This window comes from Nostoc sp. MS1 (genome assembly GCF_019976755.1).
Classification (GTDB): domain Bacteria; phylum Cyanobacteriota; class Cyanobacteriia; order Cyanobacteriales; family Nostocaceae; genus Trichormus.
This window is the reverse complement of the sequence record NZ_AP023441.1, coordinates 7,067,720-7,094,122: the sequence shown is the minus strand read 5'-3', so window position 1 is coordinate 7,094,122 and position 26,403 is coordinate 7,067,720. Positions and strand designations below refer to the sequence as shown.

21 protein-coding genes are annotated in these 26,403 nt (G+C 41.7%); 8 read left to right on the top strand and 13 right to left on the bottom strand.

Annotated features, from left to right (window positions below; genetic code table 11):
- Positions 1-25: 25 nt before the first annotated feature.
- Complete coding sequence (locus NSMS1_RS30645) at positions 26-2,614, bottom strand: chloride channel protein (RefSeq protein ID WP_224095400.1); 2,589 nt, start codon at positions 2,612-2,614, stop codon at positions 26-28.
- 593 nt (positions 2,615-3,207) lie between these two features.
- On the opposite strand from NSMS1_RS30645, the gene NSMS1_RS30640 reads away from it, so the two are divergent.
- Positions 3,208-3,468, top strand: coding sequence for a bacteriorhodopsin (locus tag NSMS1_RS30640; protein WP_224089230.1), 261 nt, complete (start codon positions 3,208-3,210; stop codon positions 3,466-3,468).
- A 6-nt stretch (positions 3,469-3,474) separates the two neighbouring features.
- Here NSMS1_RS30640 and NSMS1_RS30635 read toward each other — a convergent pair whose 3' ends face one another.
- Both NSMS1_RS30635 and NSMS1_RS30630 read right to left on the bottom strand, forming a co-directional pair.
- Positions 3,475-3,885 carry a hypothetical protein gene (locus tag NSMS1_RS30635; protein WP_224089227.1) on the bottom strand — a complete coding sequence of 137 codons (411 nt, stop codon included), beginning with the start codon at positions 3,883-3,885 and terminating at the stop codon, positions 3,475-3,477.
- 59 nt (positions 3,886-3,944) lie between these two features.
- Positions 3,945-5,519 (bottom strand): GMC oxidoreductase, encoded by a 1,575-nt coding sequence (locus tag NSMS1_RS30630; RefSeq protein ID WP_224089214.1) that lies wholly within the window; start codon positions 5,517-5,519, stop codon positions 3,945-3,947.
- A gap of 479 nt (positions 5,520-5,998) precedes the next feature.
- On the opposite strand from NSMS1_RS30630, the gene NSMS1_RS30625 reads away from it, so the two are divergent.
- Both NSMS1_RS30625 and NSMS1_RS30620 read left to right on the top strand, forming a co-directional pair.
- Entirely contained in the window at positions 5,999-6,904 is a 906-nt protein-coding gene (locus NSMS1_RS30625) for an SMP-30/gluconolactonase/LRE family protein (RefSeq protein ID WP_224089211.1), read from the top strand.
- Positions 6,901-7,470, top strand: coding sequence for a DoxX family protein (locus NSMS1_RS30620; protein WP_224089207.1), 570 nt, complete (start codon positions 6,901-6,903; stop codon positions 7,468-7,470). Before NSMS1_RS30625 ends, NSMS1_RS30620 begins: the two co-directional genes overlap by 4 nt.
- 16 nt (positions 7,471-7,486) lie before the next feature.
- Here the strand turns inward: NSMS1_RS30620 and NSMS1_RS30615 are convergent, their stop codons facing one another.
- The 9 genes from NSMS1_RS30615 to NSMS1_RS30575 all read right to left on the bottom strand — a co-directional run bounded on the left by NSMS1_RS30615 (position 7,487) and on the right by NSMS1_RS30575 (position 16,108).
- The gene (locus NSMS1_RS30615; protein WP_224089190.1) at positions 7,487-8,533 is read right to left on the bottom strand and encodes an AI-2E family transporter; all 1,047 of its coding nucleotides are present in this window, start codon (positions 8,531-8,533) and stop codon (positions 7,487-7,489) included.
- Positions 8,534-8,965: 432 nt separating this feature from the next.
- Positions 8,966-9,931: a VOC family protein gene (locus tag NSMS1_RS30610; RefSeq protein WP_224089188.1), complete on the bottom strand. Its 966-nt coding sequence runs from the start codon at positions 9,929-9,931 to the stop codon at positions 8,966-8,968.
- Between the two features lie 39 nt (positions 9,932-9,970).
- Positions 9,971-11,335, bottom strand: a complete 1,365-nt coding sequence (locus NSMS1_RS30605) for an NAD(P)/FAD-dependent oxidoreductase (RefSeq protein WP_224089185.1) — start codon at positions 11,333-11,335, stop codon at positions 9,971-9,973.
- A gap of 119 nt (positions 11,336-11,454) precedes the next feature.
- Positions 11,455-11,694: a hypothetical protein gene (locus NSMS1_RS30600; protein ID WP_224089182.1), complete on the bottom strand. Its 240-nt coding sequence runs from the start codon at positions 11,692-11,694 to the stop codon at positions 11,455-11,457.
- Between the two features lie 39 nt (positions 11,695-11,733).
- Entirely contained in the window at positions 11,734-12,402 is a 669-nt protein-coding gene (locus tag NSMS1_RS30595) for a heme-copper oxidase subunit III (protein WP_224089179.1), read from the bottom strand.
- A 60-nt stretch (positions 12,403-12,462) separates the two neighbouring features.
- A complete protein-coding gene (locus NSMS1_RS30590) occupies positions 12,463-14,139 on the bottom strand; it encodes a cbb3-type cytochrome c oxidase subunit I (RefSeq protein WP_224089177.1) in 1,677 nt (558 codons plus the stop codon).
- Positions 14,129-15,073, bottom strand: coding sequence for a cytochrome c oxidase subunit II (locus NSMS1_RS30585; RefSeq protein ID WP_224089163.1), 945 nt, complete (start codon positions 15,071-15,073; stop codon positions 14,129-14,131). The genes NSMS1_RS30590 and NSMS1_RS30585 overlap by 11 nt, the downstream gene beginning before the upstream one ends.
- A gap of 19 nt (positions 15,074-15,092) precedes the next feature.
- Positions 15,093-15,698 (bottom strand): DUF2231 domain-containing protein, encoded by a 606-nt coding sequence (locus NSMS1_RS30580; protein WP_224089160.1) that lies wholly within the window; start codon positions 15,696-15,698, stop codon positions 15,093-15,095.
- Positions 15,695-16,108: a DUF2231 domain-containing protein gene (locus NSMS1_RS30575; protein WP_224089158.1), complete on the bottom strand. Its 414-nt coding sequence runs from the start codon at positions 16,106-16,108 to the stop codon at positions 15,695-15,697. The genes NSMS1_RS30580 and NSMS1_RS30575 overlap by 4 nt, the downstream gene beginning before the upstream one ends.
- A 654-nt stretch (positions 16,109-16,762) precedes the next feature.
- Between NSMS1_RS30575 and NSMS1_RS30570 the strand changes: the two genes are divergently transcribed.
- The 4 genes from NSMS1_RS30570 to NSMS1_RS30555 all read left to right on the top strand — a co-directional run bounded on the left by NSMS1_RS30570 (position 16,763) and on the right by NSMS1_RS30555 (position 22,830).
- Entirely contained in the window at positions 16,763-17,575 is an 813-nt protein-coding gene (locus tag NSMS1_RS30570) for an SDR family oxidoreductase (protein ID WP_224089155.1), read from the top strand.
- Between the two features lie 143 nt (positions 17,576-17,718).
- Complete coding sequence (locus NSMS1_RS30565) at positions 17,719-19,848, top strand: glycogen debranching N-terminal domain-containing protein (protein WP_224089152.1); 2,130 nt, start codon at positions 17,719-17,721, stop codon at positions 19,846-19,848.
- 79 nt (positions 19,849-19,927) lie between these two features.
- Positions 19,928-22,321: a glycoside hydrolase family 15 protein gene (locus tag NSMS1_RS30560; RefSeq protein WP_224089149.1), complete on the top strand. Its 2,394-nt coding sequence runs from the start codon at positions 19,928-19,930 to the stop codon at positions 22,319-22,321.
- Positions 22,322-22,389: 68 nt separating this feature from the next.
- On the top strand, positions 22,390-22,830 hold the full coding sequence (locus NSMS1_RS30555) for a cupin domain-containing protein (protein ID WP_224089147.1): 441 nt from the start codon (positions 22,390-22,392) through the stop codon (positions 22,828-22,830).
- Positions 22,831-22,958: 128 nt separating this feature from the next.
- On the opposite strand, the gene NSMS1_RS30550 is transcribed toward NSMS1_RS30555, so the two are convergent.
- Entirely contained in the window at positions 22,959-23,177 is a 219-nt protein-coding gene (locus tag NSMS1_RS30550) for a hypothetical protein (RefSeq protein WP_224089145.1), read from the bottom strand.
- Positions 23,178-24,112: 935 nt separating this feature from the next.
- Between NSMS1_RS30550 and NSMS1_RS30545 the strand changes: the two genes are divergently transcribed.
- Positions 24,113-26,356 carry an AMP-binding protein gene (locus tag NSMS1_RS30545; protein ID WP_224089143.1) on the top strand — a complete coding sequence of 748 codons (2,244 nt, stop codon included), beginning with the start codon at positions 24,113-24,115 and terminating at the stop codon, positions 26,354-26,356.
- Positions 26,357-26,403: the final 47 nt, after the last annotated feature.

The window sequence follows — 26,403 nt, the reverse complement described above, 5'->3', positions numbered from 1 at the left end:
ACAGTGTCTCATCCTGTACTTTTGATTAAGTTTTGACCATAATCACTGTGCAATCGCTCTTGCGAGAGATATTCTCTGGAATATTCCCCTGCATTACTTGCCTAAGTAAACTTTCACGACTGGCTCCCAGAACAATTACATCACTGTTGTCTGCTTGGGCGCATTCAAGTACAGCGTCAGAAATGGAATTAGCCTTGACTGAAGTAGCCAACACCTTACCTTTAACTCGGCTGCGAAGAAAGCGCACAGATTTTTCTAATAATGTGGTGTCAGGAATTGACTCATTCAATTGGAAAACTTGGCATAGCTTGATTTGCGGTGATGTACTCAGACAAGCAAGGGCAGGTAATAATTTAATTGCTTGTTTAGAGTTAGGCCCCCCAGCCATTGGTAGTAACCAACGGTCAAAGACCCTTTTCTCACTTAATTTAGCTAAGATGACATCACAAGGAGCTTGGCGAATTAGAGTATCTACTACTCGGCTAAAAACTCTCCCAGGAGTTGATGTAGTTCCTTTCCATCCCATCAGCACTAAGTCAATTTGTTGCGCTTTCACTACCTCCAAAATTGCCGTAGCTACATTATGGGCAACTCGGATTTGGGTGTGAATAGGAATCCGCCAATCCTCACCTAATATGATTGCTTGCTGCAACAGTCCCAGGCTTCTGTCCGTTTCCACTGGTGTTTGAGATGGGATGCGGTTAGGTGGGACAATAATTACTTGTAAGCATTCTATTTCGTAGTTGTGAGCTTTGGCGATCGCAGCTGCCATCTCTAGTAAAGTTTGCGCTGTCTGTGGGTGTGAAAGTGGTACTAGTAACCTGCCTTTACCTGTAGCCGGAGCGCGAGTTTGGTGAATGATGTAAGAAGGTGCTGATTTTGCTTGTATTTGTGGGTTGTTACCATTTAAGCGCTCTGCTTCTACCCGAATAATATCACTGCGAGTAATAATTCCGACTAATTTTCGCCCCTCTGCCACAGGTAAGCAACTGAGGTTATAACGATTGAGTACATGCAGTACGTAAGCCAATGAAGTTGCTGGGCTAACTTTCATTGGCTCCGGTGTCATGATGTCTCTAATCAGTGTATCTTTACCTAAGTGTTGCGAACCAGTATTAACTAAATCTTTTTGGGTCACAATGCCGACAATTTTCCCATTCTCTAAAACTGGGAAATTGTGATGCGCAGAGTTGGAAAATGCCTGTAGTGCTTCCTCAATGCTCATTTGGCTAGATAGAGTTTCCACACGTCCTTGCATGACATCTGCGGCATTTAATTGTCCTAAAATTCCCTCTATGCTCGGTTCTTTGGTGATGTGAATGCCTTTCCACTCCAGTAGGAGGTCATAGATTGACCTTTTGTCAATCTTTTCTGCTACTAAATAAGCCACTACAGACACAATCATCAGTGGTAACACTAGATTAAAGTCTGTGGTCATCTCGAACACAATGATAACTGCCGTAATTGGCACTTTGGAGACGGCGCTAAACATCGCCGCCATGCCTACATGAGCATAGGTGGTTGCAGCACTCAGACCCAGCAGACTATGTTCTACAGCCCCTACTAAATAGCCAAGGGCTGCTCCTAATACCAAGGAGGGAACCAGTAAACCCCCTGGCGCTCCCGAACCGTAGGTAAAAATAATTAAGGTAAACTGAACTACAAGAGCGATCGCCGCAAATGACCAATCACCAGTACCTACAAGTAAAAGTTCTCTCAACCCGGCATTGTTGCGAAAAGTCACAGGCAATAGAGCGATCATGACACCAGTAACTAAGCCAACAATTCCCAATCGCCAAGGTAAACTGAAATTTAATACTCGACGGTTGATTTTTAAACTAGCAATAATACTTTTATTAAATAAAATACCTACTAACCCAGCCAAAACTCCCAAAATCAAGTAAAAAGGAATTTCCTGAGCGAAGAAGGTAGTATTAGTAACTGCTAAATTTAATTTTAAATCTAAGCTATGACTGCCGTAGAGTCGGGAAATTACCGCAGCAATAAACGAGGCTAAAATGGCAGTACCAAGGGTAATGCCTGATACATCTTGTAATAATTCTTCCACTACAAACAGTACACCAGCGATCGGTGCATTAAAAGCCGCAGCTAACCCAGCCCCGGCTCCAGCCGCAATCAGTTGACGACGATGTTCTGGGGAAGTTGGAACCCAATTACTCAACTGATTTGCCAAAGCTGCCCCAATCTGTACCGTTGGCCCTTCCCTTCCTAAAGGCATTCCCGAACCCAACACTAAAGTAGCACTGACCAGCTTTACCAACGCAATCCGCAGATTTAAAGGCATCGGCACACGAGCCAATACAGCCTTAACCTCAGACATCCCACTACCTGATGCTTCCGGTGCGAAGCGCTCTACCAACCAACCTGCCAACATTCCGCCTAACAATCCAATACCGGGTAAAACCAAGTAGACTGGCCACAAGTAAGACAGATGTACTCGCCATCCCCCCGCCCAGTCTACCGCCTGCCCCAAAATAACGGCTGCAAATCCAGAAACCAAACCAATCACGCAGGCTTCAACAAAAGCCAATCGCTTAGGTCGTAGCAACTGACGAAGAAACCTCAACCCAAGAATTTTACTCTTAGCTAACATATTTTTGGCAATCATTTTTTAGTAGTAGCGGTTGAATCAATTTCTCCTATGTTTTACCTTTCACTTAAGTAGCTCAGTGTTAAAAATTATCGCTATAGCAAGGCAGGAGGCAGGAGGCAGTTCGCGGAGCGTGTCGAAGACAAGGCAGGAGGGAAGAGGGTTATAACTTTATTTACCTTTCTTAACTTAGTTTTGTTTTTTTCCACCGACTTACTTAATTTATAGCTTTTACCAAAATAATGAAACTAAAGTGAAACTTTTATTCTACTTAAGATAGAAACTTTGTTGATTGCCTAGTTTTTGGTTTTATAAAAAAATGAAATCAACATGAAATTCTTGTGCTTCTTGAGATATAAATAATGGTTATTTCAATAGTATGAAGCAACCACTACAGTTATTTTCTAAACTATTTTCACAACTATCAATAACATAGTTGCCTCAAAAAATATTTGGTTGATAATAAGTAAGTCGGTGGGAAAAAACAAAGCTAAGTTAAGAAAGGTAAACAAGGCTATAACCCTCTTCTCTCCTGCCTCCTGCCTTCTGCCTCCTGCCTTGCCATAGCGATAATCTTTAACACTGAGCTACTTAATATGATTCAATTTTGGCTGTGGGTTGCTTTTATTGGCATGACCATTGGTTCTGTCTTTTTTGGCTTAAAAGCAGATGCCATGCTACGTAGAGAAGGAATGGAATTTCCCCTAGAAAGCTGTTTCATTACCCTTTGGGCAGCCACCATGTACCTAACGATGATTCTGGGTGAAACTGTTTTGCGAGACTTTAATGGTATAACGATTAACATTGAGGCTACACAAACAAAGCCTGCAAAGGCAGGCTCTTTGACCTTGATTTGATGTTAGCTATTGGTGTTGAATTACTCCACCTTGTGGTTTTGATAGTGCTTGTAATTCTTCCCAACTATAATGACGGGGTAATTCAATTGGTTTGTGATCAGCACCTAATCCCAAGCTAATAGTTGGTTGGAGTTCCTCAATAAAATCCTCGGCATACTCTGCTAATTTATTAGCTGCAACTGTGCCAGTAATTGCTCCCGTAACTCCACCAAGGGCAGCCCCTAGTTTACCACCAATTGAACGACCTAATGCGGCTCCAGCAATCCCACCCCCTACGGCTCCCAATCCCGTTGCTAAAGGGTGAGTATGAGAGGATATTTCTGGAGAGTTTTCTGAATCAGTTGGATGAGCATTGACAGATGCTTCCAGGGAAGTTTGGTTTTGTGCGGCTAAATCAGGCTGTTTGTCTTGTGTCATTTTTCTATCCCATAAATAATTAGATTTGTTAGCATTTCTCGGCAAAAGTTTTATTTGATTTACTGCAATCGTTCAGCTAGATGGTCGCCTACGCGCAACGCATTAGCCATAATTGTGAGTGTGGGGTTAGCGCCGGAATTTGAGGGAAAGAAACTACTATCGACCACATAAAGATTATCAACATCATGAGTACGGCAATTGAGGTCAAGGACTGAAGTTTGAGGGTCTGTGCCAAATCGACAGCTACCGCATTGATGGGCTACCGCTTGTTCTGGTAGATGAGTGCGGGGATAAATACTAAATGGTAGGACGTGTTTAGCAGAGCCGGGGATTGATTTAAGTACAGATGTCCAACGATGAATTAAGCGATCGCCTGCTTCGGTATTGTTGAGGGTATAGTCAATATGTATCTTGTCACCCACTACACGAATCCGATTATTTGGGTCTGGTAAATCTTCTGTTTGCAACCACCAACCAACTGACCTTTGGGCTAACAAATGCCTCTCAAAATGTGGAATCAACTTGATAAACGGAGCCATCAGTGGCGGTGCTTCTGCGGGAATCATATCAGCTAGGACATTGCCCGTATTCTGTACCATGCCCATTGGATAAGGAAAATCCGGCTCTCCCCAGTAAAAATCATTCACAGCGATCGTTTTTTGAAACTTGGCGTGATTTATTTCTAGGTGGATGGAAACGATCGCTGTTTCCAACTGCTTCATAAAATTCCGCCCTACCTGAGCGGAACTGTTTGCCAAGCCATTGGGATGTTTATCGTTCGCAGACCTTAACAACAAAGCCGGGGAGTTGACAGAACCACAAGCAACCACCACAATATCACCCTGGAAGTAGTGAGGCTCCCCAGCAATTTCCACCTCTACCTTCCTCACTTCTTTTCCCGACTCACTGGTATGTAGGCGCAATACCTTAGCATTGGTCAGGAGGGTAACATTAGCATACTTTTCCTGAGCCGGACGAATAGCATTGACATCAGCATCGGCTTTGGCGTGGACTAGACAGGGGTATCCATCAAAAGTATCGCAGCGAATGCAGGGGCTGTTGAGGCGATCGCTTTCATTCAGCTTTAATCCGATGGGTAAATGAAATGGGTAATACCCAAGTTCACGGATACCATCAACTAGGGACTGCATATCCGGCTCATGACTTACAGGCGCATAAGGATAAGGCTCACTACGGGGTGGTTCTGTGGGGTCTTCTCCTGCTTTTCCATGCACATCGTATAGCTTTTCTGCCTGGGTATAATAAGGCTCAAAGTCTTGATATTTCAAAGGCCATTCGGGAGAAATTCCTCCTTTATGAATTACCTTTTCAAAATCTCGCTCCCGAAATCTTATTAAAGCTGCACCATAAAGTTTAGTATTACCGCCAACCCAATAACCAGTCTGGGGTTTAAAGGCTTTACCATCCTTGTTGTACCATTCTTCATCGGTGTGATAGCGATGTTTTTGATAAACTTCTTGTGGATTCCAATTCTCTTTTTCTCTCGGTAAAAAGTCACCCCTTTCCAAAACTAAAATCTTTTTACCTGTAGGTGCAAGGCGATTAGTTAATGTACCTCCACCTGCTCCTGTGCCGATAATAATAATGTCGTAATGTTCGGTAATGCTCGTCATATTTTTATGTTTATTACGAGTAAATAAGTCTCTTCCTACCGTTTTGTTTAAAGTAATTTGGCAAGAATTTCAAACCATTAGTTAATTCTTCTTCTGTAAAGTTTGCATAACTCTAGGGATAGATTCATTCACTAAGACTATAACTTTGATGTTTATGTTGCTTCCATCTTAAGAATTAGTATTTTCTCAAACCAAGGATAGGTTAAAATTTCATTTTAATTTCATTTTTTATCTATATAGTTTTATTTGGATGTCTACTAAATTTAATCGTCAATTAATAGTTACTTGTTAATATAAATAAGTTGTTAGCAGAATATATGTCTAAAGTTTGAGGTGAATGTAAAATGTTAAAATAATAATTAGCATTATAAAAATAACAGTTACTTAGATGAATATTACTGTATTTTTACATCAAATTTGTATTAAATTAAACCTGTCATTTATTATCAGCTACTAAGTTAAATAATCAGGAGTTTCTTATGGCTAAAGCCATAGAGATTTATGACGATCGCCTACTTGCTATCTTATCGACCGATGCTTCACTGCAAAAGCTGGCTAACGGAGCCGTTCACAGCGAAGGCCCTGTATACATCCAAGAAGATAACAGCGTTGTGTGGAGTGATGCTCACGGTAATCGCCTGCTGCGGTGGAGTCCCACTGACAATGTAACTGTTTTACGTGACCCCTCTGATTACCAAAGTGGTAATTACCGGGACTTAGAGGGTCGTATAGTTGCCTGTTCTTCTGGTCTGCGTGCCATTATCCGCCGCGAACATGATGGGCAATGGCAGGTTTTAGTAGATGGCTACGATGGTAAACGCCTCAACAGTCCCAATGATTTAGTAGTCAAAAGCGACGGCACAATTTGGTTTACTGACCCACCTTACGGCATCACCGAGCCAAATCAAGGATACGGTGGCGAACAAGAACAGCCTGGAAGTTACGTATATCGCTTCGACCCAGCAACAAGGGAGATTTATCCTGTAGTTACGGACATGGTGCGCCCCAACGGACTGGCTTTCCATCCCGATGAAAGTCTGCTGTATGTTTCTGATACAGCCGCCTTTAATATTCCAGACGGGCCTCATCATATTCGTGTGTACGAGGTTGTAGATGGTCGATGGGCAAAGAATGGGCGTGTATTTGCAGAAATCTCGCCGGGACAACCTGATGGCTTGCGAGTTGATAAATATGGCAATGTTTTTACCAGTTCTCAAGATAGTGTGCAAATATATACCTCTGACGGAACTCGGTTAGGGAAGATTCTCGTACCGGAAACCTGCGCCAATCTAACTTTAGGTGGTAAGGAAGGCGATTGTCTATTTATCACCGCAGGCAAATCTTTATACGCTATCAACCTCAATACCCGTGGTGTGCAGCTATGATTTATCAATTTGTGCTGGGTGTAGCGATCGCTGTTTGGGTAATACCAAAGGTAATGGTTTTTGGATTAGCTGTAGTTAATTATCCATTCCTGGGGCCGCATTTGGTGAGTTCTCTGGTTTATGCCTATCCCGGTGGACTGGCAGGATTAGCACTACTATTACTGAGAGTTACTGTTGGCGGATTGTTTTTAATCCACGGCTACCCCAAGGTGCTGCATGTTCGGCGGTGGGCTGAATCTATCAATACACCTGTTTTTCTCTGCATTATCTCTGCATGGTCGATGTTGGGTGGTGGATTGTTCTTAATTATTGGCTTACTGACACTTTTGGCAACTTTACCGATTCTGGCTTCTATGTTATTTGCCATATTGTTACATCTGATGCAAGGTCTGCCCTTTGTCGCCACAGATCCTTACTTAATTCCCGAAGACCAGTATAAAGGCCCTCTAGGAAAAGGTGAACCGCCAAATTGGGAAAAAGCGTTGATGTACTGCGTGATGCTGATTGCGATCGCAGTTTTAGGCCCTGGTGCTTATTCAATAGATGCGGCGATTTTCGGACGCTAAACTCTGATGACATAACTCATGCTGGAGGTAGTTCCGTTTCCGACTCCTTAAGTGTGAACTCATCAATGATTGTGACAAAGATAGCGGCGGCTGGAACCGCAAGCAAGACCCCAATAAATCCAAATAGCTTACCCATGACGAGAAACGTCACAATCACCATTACAGGATGTACATTAACTTGCTGTCCCATAACCAAGGGTTGAACAATATGAGCATCTAGCTGATTTAGAACCAAAAATAGTATCAGAACAAATACTAACTTGATGGGTGAAATGCTCAGAGCTACTAATGCTGGTAAAAAAGTACCAACAATGGAACCAAAGTAAGGAATAATCTCCAATAAACCTGCAATAATGCCAAAGGCGAAAGCTGACGGAATCCCTAAAATCCACAGTCCTAAGCCAGCGCCCACACCGAGAAATAACATGGCAATCCCTGTACCAAAAATCCAACCACGTAGTCTCAACTGGCAAGCCTTGAGGACTCGTGTAAACCGTTGGTGATGTCGGCGAGGTATTAACCGTAAAATACCCTTCACCAAAGTTTTAGGATCGTAAGCCATATACAGCGCCAAAATCACTGTTGCTACTAACTCCAGCGTGAAATTAAAAGCTTGACCCAAGAAAATAGGAACACCGCCCAGTAATTGATTAATAAAGTTCCGCAATTGTATTATTGATTGGGAAATGTCAGGAATAAAGGGAAATTTACTCCGCAGTTGCTCTACATCTCCTGTCAATGTGTTGAGATAAGTTGGCAGTGTGACTAGTAAATTTTGAACCTCAGATATGGCACTAGGTATAACTACAGTAGTCATCAATACACCAAAACCAACTATTAATCCAATTAATAGTACAACCGCAATATCCTGTGACTTTACCAACTTTTGCAAAAAGCGTAACAATGTTCTTAAAACTAAAGCAATTAATGCTGCAATAGCTATTAGTTCCAATACTGGTAAAAGTTGGTATAAGATGTAAAGTATTGTTGCCAGTATTACCGCAAACGGCGCACCACGAGTTAGCTGAAAGTTTCCATTGTCTCCATCTCTAGAATCTGCCATTTTTAATTATCACTTTTATTTAACATAATTTTATTCCCAACTGTTTAAATTATTTTTAATAATAGTATTCGCTACTAAGATAAGTTGAGTAATTTCTTAGCGCGAACTGAGCCGATGGGCTGTTACAAGATTTTTTAATTAATTAAATCAACTTGATGTTAAATTGAATTTTATACTATATAAATATAGGACACTAACACTATAGAACAGATTAGATTGAATTATAAAAGTTTAATATAAAAAGACCATAAGTGAATCTCTAGCTAAAGACTGAGAATAGTAAGGTTTAATTATAAATATTTATTAAGAAGGGTAACTATAGTGTTACTAATTCAGGTTTTTTGAGAAACCATGATATGGCATGGTTTGTTCACAAATATTTTATGTTAATTATGCTTACGCAGCATTGTATATTCTTAAATTGTTTGCATATCATTCTGCAATTAGCAATAAAGCGTGTCCATCAGGATCTTTTACTAAGCAAGCTTGCCGATAAGCAAATGAGCTATCTCTAAGCTGTATAATCTGTGGTGATACAAACTCAACACCATTACGTCGTAGCTTCTCTACTAACTGCTCAAGATTATTGACAACCATCTGAATTTGCATGTGTGCAATATCGCAACTTTTCCAATTGCTTGGTATGGGACGACCTTTACCTGGCACAAGATAATCTAGCAGTTCAATTCCTACCCCGTCTTGAACTGGTCGCAGTGCTGTAATTTTAACTTCGGCTCCTGGTAAATTATCCATCCGAGCTTGGGTTGCACGCCAGTTAAGGCTACGGCTGTCAACTTCCATTCCCAAGAGGTCACGGTAAAAGTGTAGACTCTGCTCGGTGTGAGAAATAGCCATCGCACTATGATCAATTCCTAAAAATAAGCGATCCTGGTTTTGATGCCACTTATCTTGTCCCTTATCAGGCGGAAACCAAATTAGCTCTAAATCGTGTCCATCAGGGTCTTTAAATTTAAAAGCGCGGACACCACCAGACGCTTCATTTCCAGGTGGTATTGTTTGCGGTGCTGTAGATATGGGTTGAATAGGAAATGCACACAGATGAGCATAAGCTCTATCCATATCACTCACCACAATCGCCAAATGTTGAAACCATAGGTCATTACTTTGGGAATCGCTGGGAATGGGTTGAGAGTCAATGTTGAGATATTCCATCAATTCGATGATTTCATCACCTAAACGCAAGGTGACAATGCGAATTTCTGCCCCAGGTACACCTACTATATTGCTGTATTCTTCGCCTGCAACTGTGATATCAGAAACTAATTCAAAACCAAGTGCTTGTGTATAGAAATTCAAAGAGCGAAGGCAGTTTGTTACCGTTAAACCAATAGCTCTAACTCTTTGCACCTGTATATCAGTTTGACTAGGCGTAGTCATCAATAAATTTCCTTTTTATCAAAAAATTATCTTTACACCCTATTTTTTCTCCTCATCACCCAACATTTGTAATAACTTCCTGGCAACTAAAACGCCCACAACTCCAGCCCCAACTAATTCCACCGCCTGCACAACTTTTTTACCTACATCCTGCGGATCAAGATGTTGATGAAATAGCTCTTCATCTAACCATTCTGTAGTCGCTTTAAAGTCGTGAATTGGACTTGGTAATAGGGTTAAATAAGTGCCTTGACGAATTAAGTGCGCGGGTTCACCTGCAACTTCAAAAACATTGAATAAGTTGGCAGCAGCATCATTTAACCCCAATTTTAATAAAGTTCCCCGGATGTTAACCTTAACAGGCTTGAGAGGTTCACCTAAAGCTAGTGCCTTCAAATTCCGCCCAATAGTTGCTCCTTGCTGATAAGCCACCTGGGCTGTAGCTGGTAGTGAATTATTTTGAACTGCTGCACAATCCCCACCAACAAATACCTCTGGGAAATCAAGTAATTGCATTGTAGGCGTAACTAGAGGACGACCATGATGATCCCTATGTTCTTGAGGAATGGGTAACTCTTGAATTAGGGGATGGTTAGAAGTGCCAGCCGTCCAGATTGTGGTGTGGGTTGCTAAGGTCTTAATTTCATCATTGCTTTTATATTCAATTGCATGGGGACGTACAGCAGTGGCTTCTGCTCCTGTGAGGATTTCAATCGGAATAGTTCGTTTTTGTAACTCTTTCTGGGCAATGGGACGCAACGGATTGTTAATATCACCATCAAGAATTTCTTGACCATGATTGAGCAGAACTATACGAATTTCCGCAGCATTACCCCTTAAACCTTCATACCAATGTGGGAGAAAATCTGCTAAAGTCGCTGCCATTTCCACACCAGAAGCACCACCACCAACTACAACTACTGTTAATAGTTGGCGACGTTGTTCTGCATCATCGGTTTGGATGGCTTTTTGTAAGCAGTCACGTAAATGTTTGTCAAGGGCGATCGCATCTGCTTGCGTCCAAAAAGGAAACGCATTTTCTTTTGCACCATCAACATGATGATAACCAGTAACGCTACCTAAAGCTAATACTAAATTGCTGTAATTGTAGGAGTTACCAGAAGCTAATTTGACTTCCTTTTGATGTAAGTCTACCGTTTGTACGGTATCTTGCACAAAGATAACACCACTACCTTTCAGTAATTCCGAAAAACGTGGTACTACTTGCAAGGTATCCATCTCGCCATCGAAGTATTCGTAAAGCAATGGCTTAAAACAAAATCGCTCATTTTTATCAATTAAAATCACCGAGCGAGGATAATGTTCATGAGCTAAGTGTAAGGCGGTAAAGAGTCCGGTAAAACCACCGCCGAGAATCACAGTTTGATAAACAGGGTTGTTCATAGGAAGGGAGTGGGGAGTGTGGGGAGTGGGGGGAGATGAGGGAGATAATTATTACTGCCTGCTGCCTTTTGACTAATGACTAATGACTAATGACTAATGACCAATGACCAATGACTCTTCTAAACAAATAAGAAGAAAGCGATGAGAATAGCGCTAACAAAAAAGGCGAAGATAAGAGCGTATTCAAATCTGCGACTAAAAAAGCCTACAGCCGCGACTAGGGCGATCGCTAGTCCAATAATTCCTACATACTGTCCTTTCTGTAAACCTTTGGCAATTAATGGGTCTTGAGTTTGTCCAGGGGTAGGAGCTTCTTGAATTGCTCTGGGGGATGGTAATTCTTGTGCTAGAAATTTCATAAAATTACTCCTAAAAATACTACTAATCCTTGAATATTTTTACGCTCGCCAAAGATAAACTACTGAGAATAATAAAACCCAAACTATATCAACGAAATGCCAAAAGAGAGTAGTTGCACTTGTACCAAAATGAGTCTTATTGTAATTCCCTGGAATGAAAGAACGAACAAGCATAATTATCTGGAGAATCACCCCACTAAGAACGTGTAAACCGTGGAACCCAGTTAAAACATAGAATGTAGAACCAACTAATCCTGTACTTAACCCAAAATCAAGGTTACTCCATTCAATTCCTTGCCCAATCAAAAAATAAGTTCCCATACAAATTGTTATCAGCCAGAGCCAACGGAACTTATTTAGCTGACTACGCTTAAGGAAGTTTTCAGCCGTTTGAATAACAAAGCTGCTGGAGAGTAATATTATTGTATTAATAATAACAAAAGTAGATAATTTTGGCCCCGAAATATGAGGCGGTAGCCAATTTTGTGAGTGTGTTAATCGTAGAGCAACGTAGGTAAAAATCAAACTAAAAAAAACGATGCTTTCTGATAACAGAAACACAGTAAACCCAAACATACCCTTGCCATGATGGTCTTGAGAACGTCCACCACGAATTGGTAAAAAACGTTTGAGCCAATTTGGTAGGTATTGCCGCCACCGTTCTAAAGGTACGGGACTTTCATCTACATGAATAACGCCACGGTTCATAAATTTTGGGAATTGGGACTAACTTAAAACTCCTAGTTGCCTAAGCGTTGGCGCTTGGTTTTAATGTTCTTGCTGGTGATAGTCGGGAGGTTCAATCACCGAATATTTAGGATCGCCATAATCGTAGGGTGGTCTTTTTACAACTGGAATTTCTGCAAAGTTATCGCGTGGTGGTGGTGAGGTTGTTGTCCATTCCAACCCAGTAGCGAACCAGGGATTATCACTTGCTTTTTGACCGTATAGGCAAGAACCCACCATATTGGCAATAAAAGGTAGTATAGATACTCCTAGCAAGAAGCCGCCTAGACTAGCAACGATATTCCATCCCTGATAGCGTGGGTCGTAGGAGGAAATACGGCGTACCATTCCCTGTAAACCTAGTGGCAGCATGGGGAAGAAAGTCAGGTTAGCACCTATAAAGGTTAACCAGAAATGTAATTTCCCCCAACCTTCAGCATACATCCGTCCAGTAATCTTAGGAAACCAAAAGTAAATGGCAGCAAAAATTGCCATCGTAATGGTGTTAAAGACAATGTAGTGGAAGTGTCCCACTATAAAGTAGGTATTGTGGACGTGAATATCAAACGGTACTGCTGCCAACATTACACCAGTGACACCGCCAAGCAGAAACATGGCTGCGCCCCCCATAGCGAATAGCATGGGTGTTTCTAAGTGCAGCTTACTCCTCCAAATCGTGGCAGTCCAACCAAATGCCTTAACACCAGTAGGTACAGAAACCAACATTGATGTCACCATAAATAACATCCGCATCCAGCTTGGGGTGGCGCTGGTAAACATATGATGCACCCAAACAAAGATGCTGACAAAAGCGATGCCTAAAGAAGCAACAGCTAATGAACGATAGCCAAATAGGGGGTTACGGGAAAAAGCTGGTAGAACCTCGGCAAAAATACCAAAGGCTGGCAGCGCCATGATGTAAACTGCGGGGTGGGAGTAGAACCAGAATAAATGCTGATAAATAATTGGGTCGCCATTCTCTAAAGGTTTGAAGAATTGTGTGCCAAAACTGAGGTCAAATAACAGCAAGATTAATGCAGCTGTGAGGGAAGGCAAATTAATTAACTGCAACAGTTGGGCGCTGAGAACTGACCAAACAAACACAGGCATTCGGAAGAATGTCATTCCTGGGGCCCGCATCCAAAAAATAGTGGTGACAAAGTTAACTGCCCCCATAATTGAGGAGATGCCAATCAGGACTATACTGACAATCCAAATAAATTCGCCGTTAATCGGTTGACCAGGAGGAATTTGCAGACTAATTGGTGGATAAGACCACCAGCCGGATTGTGCCGTACCATTGGGTAAAAAGAAGCTCGATATTAATAAAAGCCCACTTGGGGGAATCATCCAGAAAGAGATGGCATTGAGCAGGGGAAACGCCATATCCCGCGCACCAATCATCAGGGGTACTAGGTAGTTAGATATACCTGCATTAAAGGGGATAATCCATAAAAAAATCATGATTGTCCCATGCAAGGTAAACAAGCCGTTATACAGGGGACGATCAACTACATTTGAGGCAGGCGTAATCAGTTCAGCACGGATGAGCATTGCCAACAGTCCGCCAATCAGGAAAAAAATGAACGTCGTCACCATGTACTGAACACCGATCACTTTATGGTCAGTGCTGAAGCTGAAGTATTGTCGCCAGTTATTCTCGGAGTCGGTTTCAGGTTCTCTATTCTGGGCAAGATTTTCGCTAGGATTATGTATCATTCATTACTTTCCTTTCGTTAGCGTTCGTCTTTGGCGTTGCGCTTCGCGCGATCGCGCTTTGTTCTGGTACGACGGTGTACCAATTACTCTTCAACATTGTTCTTGGCGGCTGCATATACTCAGCCACCGCCTGATTTTCCATACTTGCTGATTCGCTTTGGGCTTGACTTAGCCACTGGCTATATTGCTGGGGTGACTCAATATGAACATTGGCTTCCATCAACGCAAAATAAGTACCGCTAAATAAAGCGTCTTTAAGTTTATACTGACCGATCCGAGTGGGTGTAACTACAAGCTCAATTTCTCGTCCAGGGACAATATATTGTTGTAAGCGGAACTCAGGGACGTAAAAACTGTGGAGGACTTCCTTGGCGTGCAGATTTAGGCGAGTACGAAGATTTACAGGCAGGTGCAATTCCTTACTAGTAACATTATTGGGATACCGAAAAGACCAATCCCACTGTTTGACAAAAACATCTATGGTTTCCGCAGCAGGTTTCGGTTGTTCTTCACTGGCATAAGCTGGTGCTTCTAATTCTAGCGGTGTATGCAAATGTACGATTTGCCCTAAACCTAGAATATTTAATTGCTGATAAATATTGAAGCCTTGGAAAGCAATCCACAAAACTAGTAAGGTTGGAGTCGCCGTCCATAAAATCTCTAGCTTAATATCTCCTCTAGATGGGTGTCCCTCGCTGTAGTCATTTTTGGGTGCGCGAAAGAAGAGTACCGAGTACACCATCATTCCTACAAGCCCAAGGATAATAAACGAACCAATTGAGGTTAAGAAGCTAAACAAGCTATCTACCTTTTGTGCTTCTGCTGTAGCTTCCACAGGCATCCAATTATAAGCACATTGCCCAATCCAATGACTGACAACGAGCAGCACGGCAATATAACCAGCTATCAATAAATATTCTAAAAATCTTGGCATAAACTTAGAATACTTTCCTTTATTTGGGTAGTAAGCTTGGGTTTGCTCCCTGTTGGATTAACTTAGCAGCCGTAACGTGAATCCCAAATTCTGAGCCTAATTGTCCTCCTAAAGTTCCGTGGACAAATAAAATTCCGAACATTGCTACACCTACTAACAAGTAACCCCATTGCACCTGTCTAGATTCATTCTTGCGCCAGTGGTAGCGCTGTAAACCTCTCCACACGGTCATAGCAACGATCGCTCCTAACAACAAAATGCCACCCAAACCATGCAAAACCATTGTCATAGAGGCATTTAACCCCCAAGCACTTATTTGATCAGTTGGTGGGTTTGCCAGTATTAGCTCGAAAAAACCAAAGGCGACAGTAAAAAAAGTGATAACTGATGCCCCTATCAGGTTGTACCAGCCAACATCGAAGAAGCCAGAACGGATAGCAGACACACCCAAGAATTTGAAGATGGGTCTTTCTATAGGAAAAATCGCTCCTGCTATGTCAAATAAGATGGCAAGAATAAATAAGCCTAATGTCAAATGCACCAGTTTAGGGTGCATAGGAATTTCGTAGGGTAATCCGTTAATGCCTAATCTCAGTCTTAATTGGTCAATTAGTTGCGAGTTCATGGTGATATCCTCTGCTTCATCGCTTCAACCACTGGCTCAACGTGCAAGCCATATACCCAAAACAGCTTGCTGCCTAAATATACTTGCAATAACACTAGACATACCAAGAACGTTGCTGTACCAAGATAAGCAGGCGGAACTTTGTGGGGGTGGCGATTGCGAATCACAAACCGCCAAGCTGTAACAATCGCAACGATCGCCCCTAGTGACCAACCCATGACTGTGTGAAAATTCAGTGTAGGCTGGACGGCTGGATATACTTGCGCTAACCCTGCTTCAAACTGTCCAAAAATTATGGCGACAAAAATTGCGATCGCCGCGACAAATATATTCCAAAAACCAACTTCAAACAAGCGTGTGTTATGAGTGAAATAACCTAATACATCGCAAACAAAGGAGAAAAGCACCATTGCAATTACGAAATGCACCACTATCGGGTGAATGGGGTCGGGGTATGGGAGATTTTGACTATTTAGAGGCAGAGAGAACATTGCTTTCTCCTAGCGATCGCCTGATGCTTTAATGTTCAGTTAAGTTTAATAAATACACAATCTATTATTGGCTTTTAAATTTTTCAATTTATTTCCACAAAACTATTCTTAGTAATTCTTATCTTACAAATAAACCAAAAACTACTATCTCAAGAGTGATTGATTAGCAAAAATATTTATGCTTATTAACTGCATTTTTAACTCTTGAAAAACCCAAATAAATATTAATAAACATTGTAAAACAGTCTTAGTACCTTCAACTTTTGAAGATTTCATACAATTATGAAATTTAAATGAAATTTCTATATATCTTGGGGTAGAGGTATTTATTATTCCAATGGTTAGAGGCGATTGGTACTGCAAACTCCTAAATTAAGGCCAGAATCAAATTAGTAACTAGTGAAATTAAGTATATGATTAACTACTTTTTGATACTGTTTTAGTAAAAATAAAACTCAACAATGATAGTTTTTGACTCAGTTATTAAAGACTGAATTGCATTAGTAGTTAACAATAAGAAATGTAATTTCCCAGTATTAGCAAAACTAAAGCTCTATTTTTTAAGGAAACATTATGAGCTATTCCCCTTACCTGCTCAAAGGTCAAAAAGCACTTGTCACGGGTGCGAGTTCTGGCATTGGTGAAGCTATAGCTCGCTATTTGGCTTTATCAGGTGCAGCAGTAGCTATTAACTACCATTCCGAAGCCCAAGAAGCCCAAAAAATTGTCGATGATATTCAAGCCAATAATGGAGAAGCTTTTGCCATTCAAGCTGATGTCAGCAAGGAAGACCAGGTAAAAGCGATGTTTCAGCAAGCAATTGAGCAGTTTGGCACTATTGATATCCTGGTAAATAATGCAGGTATTCAAAAAGACTCAGCTTTTGTAGACATGAGCCTTGACCATTGGAATGCAGTCATTGGGATTAATCTCACAGGACAATTCTTATGTGCGCGGGAGGCGGCAAAGGAGTTTTTGCGCCGGGGTGTGCAACCTCATATCTCTTGCGCCGCAGGCAAAATTATCTGTATCAGTTCAGTGCATGAAGTAATTCCTTGGGCTGGTCATGTTAATTATGCTGCTAGTAAAGGCGGTATTCATATGATGATGCAGAGTATTGCCCAAGAACTAGCACCATCAAAAATTCGTGTGAATAGTATCGCCCCTGGTGCTATTAAAACACCCATCAATAAATCAGCTTGGGATACTCCACAAGCCGAGGCGAAGTTATTACAATTGATTCCCGCAAAACGGGTAGGTGATGTAGAAGACATTGCCAAAGCAGCCGTGTGGTTAGCTTCGGATGATTCTGATTATGTTAACGGTACAACTCTGTTTGTAGATGGTGGCATGACTTTATACCCAGGTTTTACAGAGAATGGTTAAAAAAGGGATTGGGGACTGGAAAAAGGTGAAAGGGTATAAGGAAACAATGAAAATCTTTGAGGGACGACTAGAAAATAAATTATTCAATGGGTTGGGGTCAATATCATGATGAAATTCTTCCTCTCCTACTCCCCCTACTTATTATGCCAACACAAGTTACTGTCAACCCTGGTTTAATCACAATTAACGATGGTTCCTCATTTCTTGTAACCGCTAGTGATGGTTCCATTGATGATAATCAAGCACAAGGTTTTTTTGTGCGTGACACCCGTCTAATTTCTTACTACGAAATTTCTCTTAATCGTTACCGACTGGTGCTGTTAGCTTCTAGCAATCTCAACCATCATAGTGCGCTTTATCAATTTACTAATCCACAACTCCCCACGGTTAAAGGAGATTTGCCTTCTGGTAGTTTGTTTATCACCATCCGGCGTGACATTGTGGGAGGGATGCACGAAGATATCGACATTACCAACTATCATTCAGAACCAGTTGAGTTGCAACTAATGCTGGCCATTCGTTCTGATTTTGCGGATATCTTTGAGGTGCGAGCCAAGAAAATCATTATTCGAGGTAATACTGAGACTGTATGGAAAGACGGTATCCTCAGTACCAAGTATCACAGTGGTTCTTTTGTCCGAGGGATCGTGACTGAGCCAGCTTGCTCGACTTCAGAAGCAATCTATGGCAATGGTCGTTTGATGTTTAATGTTGATCTTTCCCCTGGCAAAACATGGCACACCTGTATTAACTTTACAGTCTTAGCCAATGGGGACGTTCTCAAAGCTCAACAGACTTGTGCTGTATCTCATGCTACAGAAGCTGGAAAAGTCAGGGATGAATTTCTCAATCAGGCGACAAAGTTGCGATCGCCTAATGCCGAGATTAGCGGATTCTATCAACAAGCTCTCATAGATATGGCAGCACTGCGGATTAGGGTAGAAGATAATGGGCATCATTTTTGGATGCCGGCTGCTGGTATTCCCTGGTTTATGGCTGTCTTTGGGCGTGACTCAGTAATCACTAGCTTACAAACGATGGCGGTTTACCACGAATTTGCCCGTGGTACTTTGATCAGATTAGCTCAACTACAAGCAACTGAGTTAGATGATTGGCATGATGCTCAACCCGGCAAGATGTTACATGAATTGCGGAGTGACGAATTAACAAAACTCAATCAACTCCCATACAATCCTTATTATGGAACGGTAGATACTACTATTCTTTGGATTATTACTCTAGCTGAGACTTATAGCTGGAACGCCGATGTGGGGATGCTGAATGAGTGTCGATCGCCTTTAGAAAAAGCATTAACTTGGATTGATAAGTACGGCGATTTTGACGGTGATGGGTTTGTTGAATATCTCACACATTCTAGTCATGGTTTACGCAATCAAGGCTGGAAAGATTCGGGTGAATCAATGGTTTACCCTGATGGCAAGTTAGTTGAACCCCCAATTGCTTTGTGTGAGGTGCAAGGTTACGTTTACGATGCTTGGCTAAAGGCAGCTTTAATTTATGAGGTGTGGGGAGAACAAGAACAAGCGCAAAAGCTACGGCAAAAAGCCCAAGCACTTTATCAACGCTTTAATGATCGCTTTTGGATGGAAGAGGAAGGCTTTTACTGTCTTGGTTTAGATAACAACAAGCAACAAATTAAGTCTATCGCCTCTAATCCCGGTCATCTATTATGGTCTGGGATTGTACCCCAAGAAAGGGCGAAAAAAGTTGCCGGACGACTTTTTCAGAAAGATATCTGGTGTGGTTGGGGTATACGGACTCTTTCATCTGAAAATAAAGGGTATAACCCTATTAGCTATCAACGTGGTGGTGTTTGGCCTCACGATAACTCGATTATTGCGGCTGGATTGAAGCGTTACGGCTATCACCAAGAAGCTAACCACATCGCTGAAGGAATTTTTGCTGCTGCTAGTTACTTTCAAGCTGGAAGAATGCCTGAATTGTTCGCCGGAATTGAACGCCAAGAGGATAACTTTCCCGTCCCTTATCCAGATGCAAATATACCTCAAGCCTGGGCGGCTGGTGCAATTTTCTTACTCATTCGCAGCATATTAGGACTTGAAGCCGATGCACCACAACGCAAGTTAAAAGTACAGCCAAATCTACCAGAATCCCTGCCAGAATTGGAACTGATAAATCTGAGTGTGGGAGATGCCAATGTATCATTGCGTTTTTGGCGCAAAGGAGAACAAACCCAATGGCAAGTCACCCATCTTAATGGCGAATTACAAGTGTTGAGTAATAAGTGCTGAGTAAGATTTCTCCCCCATCTCTCCCTACTCTCTCATCTCCCCCTACTCCCTCATCGATATCTGAGGGTATTCATTCGATATGAAAATTCTTAGTCAACGTCAGGCTTTTGGCTCACCGGGCATTACTCCACGATGGACTCATGCTAATAAGGATGGAGTAGGAACAGCTTACTCTACCTCAAGTCGCGTTTGGTTTACTATCTGGAATGGTGTTGTTACTGAAGTTTACTATCCGACAGTAGACCGACCGCAAATTCGAGATTTGCAATACCTCATTTCTGATGGAAAAAGCTTTTTCCACGAAGAAAAACGCCATCTGCAATCAAAAGTAGAGTTTATGTGGACTCACGGTTTAGGATACCGTATTACTAATTCCGATCCACAAGGGCGATATACGGTAATTAAGGAAATAATTGCTGATCCCCATTTATCCTGTATCTTACAACATACAAAAATCACAGGAGAGCGCGATTTTATCTCTCAACTCCAGTTATATGCTTTGTGTGCGCCGCATTTGGAAGTTTGTGGTAGAGATAATAATGGTTACACAGTAGAAGTTGCTGGACAGAATCTTCTTGTAGCAGAAAAAGGAGGAACTTGGTTAGCATTAGGCGCAACCGTCCCGTTTACTCGCCTTTCCTGCGGCTATGTTGGTCAAAGTGATGGTTGGACAGATTTAGCCCATGACTTCCAAATGGATTGGCAGTTTGATAGTGCGTTAGATGGTAACTTAGCTCTGACTGGAAAACTAAATTTAGAGCAGAGTGATGAGTTTACTTTAGGATTGGCATTCGGCACAACCCTGCATAATGCAATTTCTACACTGTTTCAATCGCTGAATGTTGCTTTTTCACAGCAAAAGCAACACTATATTGAACAGTGGAAGCGATCGCACGATGACATCAAACCATTAGAAAATGTTACCTATGACGAGGGTAATTTGTATCACAACAGCGTTAGTTTGTTGTTGGCACATGAAGATAAAACTTATCCTGGTGCTTTAATTGCATCTATGGCTATTCCTTGGGGCGAAGCTAAAGACGACCAAGACCAAGGAGGCTATCACCTTGTTTGGACAAGGGACATGGTAGGTAGTGTAGCAGGTTTAGTGGCGGCAGGCGAAACAGATACAGCCGTGCGATCGCTCATTTATCTTGCTACTAGTCAGCAGGAAGACGGAGGATTTGCTCAAAACTTCTGGATTAATGGCGAACCCTACTGGAAAGGTATTCAACTAGATGAAGTAGCATTCCCCATTCTCCTAGCATGGCTTTTACACCAGGAAAAAGTACCACTGCACTTTGATATTTATCCCATGATTTTACGGGCGGCTGGTTATCTCATTCGTCACGGCCCTGCTACTCAACAAGAACGCTGGGAAGAAAACAGTGGTTATTCACCATCAACCCTCGCCGCCAATATTGCTGGCTTAATCTGTGCTGCTCAATTTGTGCGTGAAAATGGGGATGAGGCAACAGCACAATTTATAGAAGAGTACGCAGATTTTTTAGAATCTCACATTGAAGACTGGACAGTAACGACTGAAGGAACCTTAGTTCCTGGCATCAAACGGCATTATATCCGCATTAATCCCACAGATATTAATAATCCTCAACCCAACGAAAACCCCAATCAAGGAACTATTTTTATCAGTAGTCAGCCACCTGGAGAACCAACAAAATTTCTTGCCAAGGAAATTGTCGATGCTGGTTTTCTGCAACTGGTGCGTTATGGGATTCGTAAACCTGATGACCCAATTATTGTTGATTCTGTCAAAGTCATTGATGCCGTTTTGAAAGTAGATACATCTGTTGGGCCTTGTTGGCATCGTTACAATCACGACGGCTACGGACAGCAAGCAGATGGAAGCCCCTATACAGGTTGGGGTAAGGGACGGGCTTGGCCTCTCTTGACAGGAGAACGCGGACATTATGAATTAGCGGCTGGCGGCGATGTCAAAACATATATCAAAGCGATGGAAGGATTTGCTTCAGACACTTGTTTGTTACCGGAACAGGTTTGGGATGAAGCAGATAAACCTGATGTGCATATGTACTTAGGAAAACCCACAGGTTCAGCCATGCCTTTAATGTGGGCGCACGCTGAATATATCAAGTTGCTGCGGTCAACTCATGAAGGTCGAGTGTTTGATTTAATTCCAGAGGTAGCAGATAGATATTTGGGTGAAAGAAAGCAGTGTAAATCGTTGGAAATCTGGAAGTTTAATCGGCAAATCAACAAAGTTAAAAAAGGTTATACATTGCGGATTCATGCTTTAGCATCTTTTCAATTACACTGGTCAGATGATAATTGGCAAACTGTTAAAGATACGCCTTCTACTTCCACAAAATTAGGAGTAAGTTTTGTAGATATATCTGTTGATAAGCATCAGCAAGAGCCAATTAGCTTTACTTTTTTCTGGATTGGTACTAACAAATGGGAAGATCATAATTATACAGTTGCAGTTGATTAGAAAAATTTCCACTATTAAGTTTGGTAATGACGAATTAGTATTAGCCTCTGCCAAATACCATTAATTTTATGCAGAATAACCAATCATATCAACCAACAATTCATTACTGGGATGTCTGGACTGATAAAGACGGTGTAAGCCATCAATCCCGCCGTCAAATTGAAGACTTCACTCAGAGAGGTATAGCACCGGACACGGCTCCTCAGTGGATGGCTAACTTAAAGCAGCCTGGAGCTACAATTACTTACACCGTTTTACCTATAGGATGGGTAGGAAAATGGCATGAGAACCCCAAGCCTCAGTGGATTGTTCCTCTGTCGGGACGCTGGTTTGTGGAGACTATGGACGGACAGCGCGTAGAGATGGGGCCTGGGGAAATTTCATTTGGAGGAGACCAAGGAACGAAAGAGGATGCACAAGGGCATAAAGGTCATCTGTCTGGAACGGTAGGTGATGAGCCAGCTATCTTGATGATGGTGCAGTTTGACGAGAAACCAAGCATGGAGTAATTTTACTGTTTTAACCAAGGTTATGTGTTGAGGCTGGGTGTAGGGAGCAGTATTGATGATTCATATCTTTCTCAAGGACGATAAGAAACTATAGCAACATCGATACTATAGTTCCTATCCTAGAGAGTTTATTGACAGACCTTTAGATTTACACAAGTTAGTGGACAGTTAACTCCTCGCATCAAAAAAAGGTATAAAGAAATATCTTTTATCCAGCCTATAATTACAACACTACCGATTAAAACTACTGCCATACTAAATTTTTTAGAAACAGACTCAAATAAAGCATTTAATGCAGAAGACTGATACCGCAATTGCACATCATCACTAGCCATAGCTTTATTCATAAATTTAATACTGGCAAATATTATGCTATTTGCTGTGTAACATGGAACTTAACTATATGCAAATCATCTATAAAAAGCTTTAAGCAATCATAAGTTTTTCCAGTTCAAGAGCAACTTTTTTGACACTCTCCGATCTCAAGACACGAGGATTCTACCTGTACCTAGCATCCTCTGTATTTATCACATCGGTTAAGTTCTTTTTGAGACAAAATCTACTTGTTTGATTCTATTCACCTGCTGTTAAACTTGAACGCTGTTTTATCTAGCTTGTACGTGTGGATACTGTTGGTGCAAGAAATGAATTTCGTCTTTTATTTGAGCGTTTGAGAGATATTGCTGTTTACGTGGCTTGATTGAATCAAAAATGGATAAAGTAGAGCTTAACTGTCTCCATGAATTTCCTTAACTGTCTTAACTGTCCTTGTGTATTCATCAAAATTTTTAGAAAATACACAAATGTAGATGCAACATTGTTACTCCTAGTATAAGGAAGTCGTTGTGAATATTTATCGTCAGGATAAGGCAGGAGGCAGAAGGGAATACGATTTTAGCTGAATCTCTCGTAACATAGTTATATTTTTTCTCACCGACTTACTCATTGATAAAAATATAAATTATGCTAACCAACAAAATTACTCAAAGGCTTAATTAAGGCGTTAGGTAAAAGTAAGTTCTACAAGTTTAATCTGTAATAAGCAGTGAGCTTTACTTCCAAATCAAAACTGTTCAAGTTATTTTTGCGCGGCTTCTAAGGGTTTTTTACCTGTCTGGCTACTAGTAATTTTGAGGACAAACTATCGGACTAGAAATGACCCAAAGCAATTATAGAAATTGGGTTTGAGATATCAAATAGTGGTTTTTATACTTTAACAATATGTTTTTCTAAGTATAAATTACATTATTGTTTGTAATACTTATATGTAAAAAATAAATATATGACAGTTTGTTTAAGTAATTTACCGGATTCTCTAGAGAAAATTTCTACTTTAGTAGAACTACTTAGCTACAGAGCGCAAATTCAGTCAGAACAAAGGGCTTACACTTTTTTGCGAGATGGTGAAACTGAAGAAGCCAGCTTGACTTACTCTCAATTAGACCAAAAGGCCAGAGCGATCGCAGCCCACTTGCAATCTCTCAAAACGGTTGGCGATGGCGTTCCGCCCACTGTAGGTGATCGCGTTCTGCTATTGTATCCACCGGGTCTAGAGTTTATTGCTGCCTTCTTCGGCTGTTTATATGCTGGTGTTGTAGCGGTTCCCGTGTACCCCCCCAAACGCAACCAAAGTGTATCAAGATTACGGGCGATCGCATCAGATGCACAAACCACCATTGCCCTGACAGTCAGCGATACTCTCACCCAGATCCAAAGCCAATTTGCCCAAGATCCAGAGTTTGCCAATATGCCCTTATTGGCTACCGATAGCATCGCCGTTGATGAAGCAGCCAACTGGCAACCAATGCCAATAAATCGAGATACCCTAGCTTTTCTCCAATACACTTCCGGCTCAACAGGCAAGCCCAAGGGTGTAATGGTAAGTCATGGCAACCTGCTGCACAACTCCCAATATACACAACAGATATGGGAGTACAATTCCCAAAGCGTCATGGTGACTTGGTTGCCTGTTTTCCATGACATGGGATTAATTTATGGAGTTCTCCAACCTCTGTATCAAGGTTTTCCCTGCTACATGATGGCTCCTGTCACCTTTATTCAAAAACCGATCCGATGGCTAGAGGCAATTTCCCGTTACAAAGCCACCCATAGCGGCGCTCCTAACTTCGCCTACGAACTCTGCCTCCTCAAAACCACACCCGAACAACGCGCCAGCCTCGATTTAAGTAGTTGGCACATGACCTTAAACGGGGCTGAACCAGTCAGAGCAGACACCATCAACAGGTTTAACGCCACCTTCAAACCATACGGTTTTGCACCATCCACCGTTTGCCCTGGCTACGGTTTAGCAGAAGCAACCCTAGTAGTAGCTGGGGTACGGAACCAAAAGTTACCGAACTTCTATACAGTTCAAGCCGAAGCACTGGCACAAAATCAAGTAATAGAGGGCAAAAGCCAGGAGAAAGTCCAGACTCTGGTAGGACACGGACAGCCAGCAATTGATAGTAAAGTCGTCATCGTTCATCCCGAATTATTAACCCAATGTGCCGCCCAAGAAGTCGGCGAAATTTGGGTTGCTGGCCCTAGCGTTGCACAAGGATATTGGCAGCGCACCGAGGAAACTAACAAAACCTTTGGTGCTTATTTAACAGACACCAAAGAAGGGCCGTTTTTGCGGACAGGGGATTTAGGATTTATCAAAGATGGCGAATTATTCGTTACAGGACGACTCAAAGATGTCATCATTATCCGGGGTCAAAACCATTATCCTCAAGACATTGAATGGACAGTCGCCGAGAGTCACCCAGCACTGCGACCTAGTTGTGAAGCAGCTTTTACAGTAGAAGTGAATGGTGAAGAGCAGTTGGTAGTTGTTGGGGAAGTAGAGCGCACTTGGCGGCAGAAGTTAGATATAGAGATAGTAGCAAGAGCTATCCGTAAAGCTGTTGCCGAAGAACACGAGTTACACATTTATGCAATAGTCCTTGTCGATCCCGGCAGCATTCCCAAAACTTCCAGTGGTAAGATTCAGCGCAGTGCTTGTCGAAGTGCTTTTCTGGAAAAAAGCTTGAAGGTGATAGCCTCTTGGGAACATTCCAGCAGAATATCAGATGAGGTGGAAGTTAATGCTCAGTTGCCATCAAGTTTTCCTATCCATACAGTAGAAACGATTGAGAACTGGATAGAAAATTGGTTAAGCAAAAAATTAAACATCAATACTCAATCGGTGAAATTGAATCAATCCTTTGCTGAGTATGGCATGGATTCTGTGATGGTAGTGGATTTATCGCAGGAGTTGGAACAGTGGCTAGGACAAGCTATCCAGATCGACGCTACGGTTGCTTGGAACTTTACCACACCGGAAGCTTTAACCAATCACATAGTTGCAGAACTCAATAAATCAAAACAAACTTCTCCAGTAGATTTACAGCAACCAGAGTTGAGTAGTGAAAAAAACATGACTACGCTTGCAGAAATCCCTACAAATATAGACGAAATGTCTGTAGAAGAACTAGCTAAATTACTCAGTGAAGAAATAGCAGTGAATCAAAAGAGAAAATCTTAATAATCAAGCTGGCAAACCCTCGGAAGAATGCTAAGGAATTACTACAC